At 47.6% G+C, this 7,382-nt stretch carries 8 protein-coding genes; 7 read left to right on the top strand and 1 reads right to left on the bottom strand.

The window, feature by feature from the left end:
• The first annotated feature begins 9 nt into the window (after positions 1-9).
• The 3 genes from VFS25_RS21620 (at position 10) to VFS25_RS21610 (ending at position 1,882) form a co-directional block, all read left to right on the top strand.
• On the top strand, positions 10-129 hold the full coding sequence (locus VFS25_RS21620; RefSeq protein ID WP_326464264.1) for a DUF892 family protein: 120 nt from the start codon (positions 10-12) through the stop codon (positions 127-129).
• A gap of 163 nt (positions 130-292) precedes the next feature.
• Entirely contained in the window at positions 293-793 is a 501-nt protein-coding gene (locus VFS25_RS21615; protein WP_326464263.1) for a CinA family protein, read from the top strand.
• A 45-nt stretch (positions 794-838) separates the two neighbouring features.
• The gene (locus VFS25_RS21610; RefSeq protein WP_326464262.1) at positions 839-1,882 is read left to right on the top strand and encodes a DNA topoisomerase IB; all 1,044 of its coding nucleotides are present in this window, start codon (positions 839-841) and stop codon (positions 1,880-1,882) included.
• A gap of 64 nt (positions 1,883-1,946) precedes the next feature.
• Here VFS25_RS21610 and VFS25_RS21605 read toward each other — a convergent pair whose 3' ends face one another.
• A complete protein-coding gene (locus VFS25_RS21605; protein WP_326464261.1) occupies positions 1,947-2,291 on the bottom strand; it encodes a hypothetical protein in 345 nt (114 codons plus the stop codon).
• A 147-nt stretch (positions 2,292-2,438) separates the two neighbouring features.
• Here VFS25_RS21605 and VFS25_RS21600 point away from each other — a divergent pair, with 147 nt between their 5' ends.
• The 4 genes from VFS25_RS21600 to VFS25_RS21585 form a co-directional block, all read left to right on the top strand.
• On the top strand, positions 2,439-3,224 hold the full coding sequence (locus VFS25_RS21600) for a Ku protein (RefSeq protein ID WP_326464260.1): 786 nt from the start codon (positions 2,439-2,441) through the stop codon (positions 3,222-3,224).
• On the top strand, positions 3,221-5,851 hold the full coding sequence (ligD, locus tag VFS25_RS21595) for a DNA ligase D (RefSeq protein ID WP_326464259.1): 2,631 nt from the start codon (positions 3,221-3,223) through the stop codon (positions 5,849-5,851). Before VFS25_RS21600 ends, ligD begins: the two co-directional genes overlap by 4 nt.
• A 38-nt stretch (positions 5,852-5,889) precedes the next feature.
• Positions 5,890-6,387 carry a hypothetical protein gene (locus VFS25_RS21590; RefSeq protein ID WP_326464258.1) on the top strand — a complete coding sequence of 166 codons (498 nt, stop codon included), beginning with the start codon at positions 5,890-5,892 and terminating at the stop codon, positions 6,385-6,387.
• A gap of 313 nt (positions 6,388-6,700) precedes the next feature.
• A partial coding sequence (locus VFS25_RS21585) for a sigma-54-dependent transcriptional regulator (protein WP_326464257.1) occupies positions 6,701-7,382 on the top strand: 682 nt, incomplete at its 3' end.

The raw sequence follows: 7,382 nt of genomic DNA, 5'->3' as shown, positions 1-7,382 counted from the left end.
GCCAACAGAATGGGACAAAGCGAAATTGCTTCCCTGCTGGAACAAACACTGGAAGAAGAAAAAGAAACAGACCAGACGCTGACCCAGATCGCAGAAACTTCTGTTAATGAAGAAGCTGCTGCCGAATAACAACGCATTTATTGTTACGGAAACACATGAAGGCCTCTGCATACTTTGCCGGAGGCCTTTATTAATTGTTTAATTGTCAATTACAAATGAACACCAAACCGCTACCCCATCGCCGGCAATTTGTAATCCGTAATCCGTAATTGATAATTCGTAATTAAACTGTATGGACGAGCACATTAACTATATACACGACTATTGCCTGGCAAACGGCCTTACGCTGGCTGTGGCAGAAAGCGTAACCGCAGGTTACCTCCAGTATATGTTCAGCAAGGCCAACGGCGCTGCGCTGTTTTTCCAGGGCGGTATTACCGCTTATAATACCGGGCATAAAGTGAAACATTTACAGGTAGAGCCCATTCACGCGCTGGACTGTAATGCAGTATCGCAGCAGGTAGCCATACAAATGGCGCAGGGCGTTTGCCCTTTGTTTAACTGCAATGTAGGCGTAGCCATAACCGGCTATGCCACACCTTTTCCGGAAATAGGCATTTACGACCTGTATGCCTATTACGCTATTACCTGTAAAGGGCTGATAGCGGCTGCCGGAAAACTTGTACCTGCTGCAAAAGAGCCGGAAGCAGTTATTGAGGAATATGCAGGCAAAATAGTGGAAGCCTGTTGCCGCTACTTTAAGGGGCAGCAAAAAGCACAGGCTGTGGGGTAAGCATGGTATTATGTATTTATTATTCATTTAGTACTAACCAGGCAAATGGAAAATGAAGAAGCACTGCTAACGGCTAAAGCAGCCCGGCTGCGGTATGTAACTACCGATATGCCGGGCATAACCCGTGTTAAAAACGGCAACGGGATTTATTATCTCGATCCTAAAGGAGAAAAAATTGCAGATGAAGCAGTGCTTGAACGTATTCGCAAGCTGGTGCTGCCGCCCGCCTGGGAGCAGGTTTGGATATGCCCTTACGCCAACGGCCACCTGCAGGCCTTTGGTATTGATACCAAGGGCCGCCGCCAGTACCGCTACCACAATACGTGGCAGGAGGTGCGTAATGAAACCAAGTACGACCGGCTTCAACATTTTGGGGAGAAATTACCTCAAATACGCCGCCGTATTAAGGCAGGGCTGCGTAAACGCGGTATGAACAAGGAAAAGGTGCTGTGCATTGCCCTGAGCGTATTACAGGAAACCTGGATAAGGGTAGGCAATGCCGCCTATGAAAAACTATACGGCTCCTATGGCCTTACCACCCTGCGTAACCAGCATGTGAAAATTAACGGCAGCACGCTTTTCTTTCATTTTAAAGGTAAAAAAGGAGTGGAGCAAAAAATCACCATCCGGCATTCCTCACTGGCCAAATTGCTGAAAAAGGTAAAGGAAATACCCGGCCAGGAGCTTTTCCAGTATTATGATGAGAACGGGGAACATAAAGGGCTGGACTCCGGCGATATTAACGAGTTCCTGAAAGATTGCACCGGCGAAGATTTTACCTGTAAAGACTTTCGCACCTGGGCGGGCAGCGTGCATGCACTGAATATGCTGGCCGATATGGAGCCTTTTGAAACAGCTACCGCCTGCAAACGGAATATTGTAACAGTAATAGATGGGGTAGCCTGTAAGCTGGGAAATACGCGGGCTGTGTGCAAAAAATATTATGTGCATCCGCGGCTGCTGGTAGCTTATGAAGAAGGAAAGCTGGAGCGTTTTATGCAGCAGGTGCGCGACAGCCGTAATAAACCCGATAATGGGGCATTGCACAATGATGAAAAAATACTGCTGAAGTTTTTGAAAAAATGCTGATGCGCTAATGGAAAACAGAGGTACCTGTTTTTCTTGTATAGCACATCAGCATTTTTTACTGCAATCATAACAATTGTTCTTCCCGGTCTTCTACAGGTATCTTCTTGATAAAATCATCAAAACCGCTTTCTTCGTGTGAGCTGTAAGCGCCGTATGCATCCAGCACATATCCCTTCTCACCCTGGGAGTCCTCCATCAGGTAAAGAATATTGGAATCAGCAGGGTCCGACTCTCCCTCAAAGCGGAAGGTTTTTACGATCTTCAGATCCTCCGGGTTAAAAACTTTTTTACTTTCTATAGATTGCATTCTGCCGTGATCACTCATTTTAAATTCATGATCATAGCCCTTATTTCTCATTTTTTCCATGACCTGCGACAATGTGGTCATTTCACCGGGTTTCTCTTGCATAAAAAGGGAATTTGGTTCCCTTTGTAAAAGTCAAAAGTTATGCCACCGGGCCGTGGCATATATTCGGTTGAACCGCCGCTTAAATGCCTGTTTATACCCTATTATGGTATTATTTGTGTTGTACAGCTGGTACTAATATTTAACATTATGAGATCAATCTGGTCAGGATCAATCGGTTTCGGGCTGGTGAACATCCCGGTGAAATTATACAGCGCGGTACAGGACAGCCGGCTGGACCTGGATATGCTGGACAAGAAGAACCACGCCCGTATCAGGTTCCAGCGCGTTAATGAAGATACCGGCAAAGAAGTGCCGTGGGATCAAATTGTAAAAGGGTATTTATACAACGATGAATATGTGATACTGGAAGATGAAGATTTTGAAGAAGCCAGCCCTAAGAAAAGCAAGATTATAGAAATAGAGTCCTTTGTGAAAGAGGAGGAGATAGATGACATTTATTTTGAAACGCCCTACTTTATTGAGCCGGACAAGGCAGGCGTAAAGGCTTACGACCTGCTGATGAAAACCCTCCAGAAAACTAAAAAAGTAGGGTTAAGCCGTTTTGTGCTGCGCTCTAAAGAGCACCTGGCGGTAGTGCGCCCCAGGGAAAATTACCTGCTGCTGCAGCAGCTGCGTTTTGAGCAGGAGCTGCGTTCGCCCGAAGAGCTTACCCTGCCCGATAACCGCACCAAAGTAAGCAAACGGGAGCTTGATATGGCAGAGGAGCTGGTAAAGCAATACAGCACCACCTTTGACATCAGCCAGTATAAAGATGAATACACGGCAGAGCTGATGAAGATCATTAAAGCCAAAGCCAGCGGCAAGCGCCGCACGGTGAAGAAGATGAAAGTAGTGCATACCAAAAGCACCGATCTCTTTGACCAGCTCAAAGCCAGCCTGGGTAATGGCACTAATAAAAAACGCGCATCATGAGTTTAAGTACCTATCATAAAAAACGGGATTTTAAACAAACCGCCGAACCGAAAGGAGGCAAGGCCGCTAAAGGACAGCATATTTTTGTAGTGCAGCGCCACCATGCCTCCCGTATACATTATGATTTTCGTTTGGAAGTAGCAGGGGTGTTAAAAAGCTGGGCCGTACCCAAAGGTCCTTCCCTGAACCCGGCCGATAAAAGGCTGGCCATGCAGGTAGAAGACCACCCCTATGACTATAAAGATTTTGAAGGCACCATACCCAAAGGCAACTACGGCGCAGGCACCGTGTACCTATGGGACAAAGGCAGCTACGAGCTGTTACATGCAGATGGAAAGAGTTTCGACAGGGAAGCCCTGCAGGAAATTGAAGCAGGCAACCTGAAAATAAAGCTGAAAGGCAGGAAGCTGAAAGGTGAGTTTGCCCTGGTAAAAATGAAAGGACGGGAAGACAACTCCTGGCTGCTGCTGAAGCATAAAGATGATTATGCAGTAAAAGAGGCATATAACAGTGAGGACTATACGCCTAAAAAGGTGATAGAGCAGGGGCTTAAATTTAAGGAAGCAGGAAAGGCCGGCGCCACCCGCAGCAAAGCCTCCACCCGGCGCGCCACCTCGGCTGCCGCAACGGAAAGCGAAAGCACCGGTAAAAAAAAAGCCCCGGCCGCACCCAAAGCACGCGTAAAATCCGCACCTGAACGAATGTACAAGCCTACCATGGCTACGCTGGTAGATGCGCCTTTTAACCGCGAAGGCTGGCTGTTTGAGCCCAAGTGGGATGGCTACCGTGCTATTGCCAGTGTACAAAACGGCAAGGTAGACCTGTATTCCCGCAACCACCTTTCCTTTAATAAAGACTATGTGCCCATTGTTAAGGCCGTAGAGAAAATTTCGCATAATGTGGTACTGGACGGAGAGGTGGTAGTGCTGGACAGTAAAGGCAATTCCAACTTCCAGGCATTGCAGAATTATAGAACAAGCGGTAAGGGAAAGCTCACTTATGTAGTGTTTGACCTGTTGAACCTGAACGGGCAGGACCTGCGGGAAATGCCCCTTATTCAGCGAAAGGAGCTACTGCAGGAAGTGGTAAAGCAGCTGGATGACCCTGCGGTCATATACTCCGAGCATGTGTTAACCAATGGTGAAAAGCTGTTTGAAAAAGCACGCAAAAAGGAATGGGAAGGCATTATAGCCAAAAAAGCAGACAGTGTGTATGAAGAGGACCGCCGCACCATGAACTGGCTGAAGATGAAAGTGCTGAATGAGCAGGAAACCATTATCTGCGGCTATACCGCCCCCCGCGGCAGCCGTAAAAAGCTGGGCGCCCTGGTATTGGGCGTGCTGGAGGATGGCGGTAAATTACGCTATGTAGGCCACTGTGGCGGCGGCTTAAACGGTGAGCTGATTGATATGCTGTATGAAAAGCTGCAGCCTCTCCGGCAAAAAGCGCCGGTATTTAAAGAAAAAATTAAAACCAATATGCCGGTAACCTGGGTAAAGCCAACCCTGGTGTGCCAGGTGAAATTTTCATCATGGACAGAGGGTGGGCACCTGCGGCAGCCTATTTTCCTGGGCCTGCGGGAAGATAAGCCGGCAAGCGAAGTATACCAGGAAACTGCAAAACCGTTGAATATGGGCACTACGCGTAAAGCAGCCACTGCTGCAAAAGAAACAGCTCAGCAGCCCGCAGCTGCAGCTATGGAAAACGAGCGCACGCTAAAGCTTAACAATAAAATGGTAAAGCTTACCAATCAGCAGAAAATATACTGGCCGGATGAAAAGATCACTAAAGGGCAGCTGGTTGACTATTACCTGTCTGTAGCCAAATACCTGCTGCCGTATTTAAAAGACCGGCCCATGAGCCTGCACCGTTATCCCAATGGTATTAAAGGCAGCAGCTTTTACCAGAAGGACCTGGATGTTGAAAACACGCCGGACTGGATAAAAACCATATCATTGCATGCCGCCTCTACCGGTAAGGATGTGGACTACCTGCTGTGTAATAATGAGGCTACGCTGGCCTATATGATTAACCTGGGATGTATTGAGGTAAACCCCTGGTTGTCGCGCGTAAGCCACCTGGATAACCCGGATTACCTGGTAATGGACCTGGACCCCGAGGACATTAGCTTTAAAGCAGTGGTAGAAACCGCGCTGTGCATCAAGGATATACTGGATGGAATGAAGGTGACCGGTTTTTGTAAAACCTCCGGCGCTTCGGGCCTGCACATTTACATACCTACCGGCGCCAGATATGGGTATGATACCTGTCGCCTGTTTGGTGAATATATTGCCCGCCTTACCCACCAGCAGCTGCCTGGCAGCACCAGCGTTGTGCGTGCAAAATCGGCGCGTAAGAAAAAGGTGTATATCGACTTCCTGCAGAATAGCCGGGGGCAAACAGTAGCCGCGCCATATGCAGTACGCCCCAGGCCAGGGGCCACCGTATCTGCGCCGCTGGAGTGGCATGAGGTAAATGACCAGCTGCAAATAACAGACTTCACCATTCACAACATGCTGCAACGCCTGCAGGAAAAGGGCGACTTGTGGCAGCCTACACAGCAGGAAAAAAATAATCTGCAGCAGGTGATTAAGGAAATAGAAAAATCAATGTCAGAAGTGGAATAGTGTTTGTAAAAAACACAGTAGAAACAAATTGTAATATTATGGCTACCACTCAACATCACCCTGTTAAAATCGGTCTTGCATATAGTATAGGCCTTTCCGTTATATCTGTTATACTTACTATTATATTTTACGTTACGAGCGCCAAAACCGTTTTATGGACCGGCTATTTTGTAAACCTGGTGCTGTTCCTGGGGGTATTGTTTGCCCAGGCCCAATACATGCGGCAGCACCCCGAAGGTGCTTCTGTGAAAGAGCTGTTCGGGATAGGTATACGCATAACGCTGATAGTAACTGTTGTGCTTACCATTGTTAGCATTATCCTTCACTTTGTTATACAGGCTAATCCGGGTAATGCTGCTATGGGTGGCGCTAATGACAGTATGGGAAACAGCCCGCAGGGAGTGGATATGCCCCGTAACTCCGGCATATTTCTGATCAGTAATGTATTCTTCTCCAATGGTATTGTTGGGTTGCTGGCGGCCTTAATGGGCGCTATGTACTTTAAACGCAACCAGAAAACAGCCGACCATGATTAACTGCGAATTGGCAATTACGATCCCGCTAAACGGGATATGAATGCCATAGAAAGTAATTATGATTATGAATAATTAATGGTGGCGGGCCAATGCTGTTGGCGTTAACTTGGTAATTTATATGTTGCTTTAATTATTTCGTTAATTACCAGTAGTAAAAGTTTCAAAGGCATTTTCTGAAAAACGGAACAGGCAATGCGCTGCTGCCGGGCGTAATTGGGTATTCACAATAGAGCCATGCTTTTCCCGAAACCATAGTTGGCATTACAAGCGCCGCCCCATTCGTAATTAACCAATTCGTAATTACTTTTGCCTTATGGCAAAAGGTTCCATTCTGATAATTGATGATGAGGAGCAGCTGCGTAAGCTGCTTAGCCGTTTGTTAACCCTGGAAGGCTATACCCTGTATGAAGCCGCCAATACCCGTGCAGCCCTGAAAATACTGGAGAAAGAGGAAATACAGGTAGTATTGTCAGATGTTAAGCTGCCCGATGGCAACGGGGTTAGCTTTGCCCAAACCATTAAAACCACCCACCCCGATACAGAGGTAATTGTGCTTACTGCTTACGGCAATATTGCAGATGGCGTGCAGGCCATTAAGAATGGCGCTTTTGATTACATTACCAAAGGCGATGACAACAATAAAGTGCTGCCCCTGGTAGGCAAGGCAATGGACAAAGCATTGCTGCAGCTGCGGGTACGGGAGCTGGAGAAAAAAATAGCCGGCAAATATACTTTTGACAGCATTATTGGCCGGTCGCCCGCTATCAAAAGCGCTATAGACCTGGCAGCCAAAGTAGCGCCGGCAGATATTACCGTGCTGCTGCTGGGCGAAACCGGCGCAGGAAAAGAAGTATTTGCCCAGGCCATACACCAGGCCAGCAGGCGCAGGCAGCAGCCGTTTGTAGCGGTAAATTGCAGCGCTTTTGGCAAAGAGCTGCTGGAAAGTGAGCTTTTTGGCTATGTGGCAGGCGCCTTTACCGGCGCGCTGAAAGACC

This window comes from Chitinophaga sp. (assembly GCF_035761305.1).
Taxonomy (GTDB): Bacteria; Bacteroidota; Bacteroidia; order Chitinophagales; family Chitinophagaceae; genus Chitinophaga.
The sequence above is the reverse complement of the archived record's forward strand: the minus strand, read 5'-3'. Positions and strand labels throughout refer to the sequence as shown.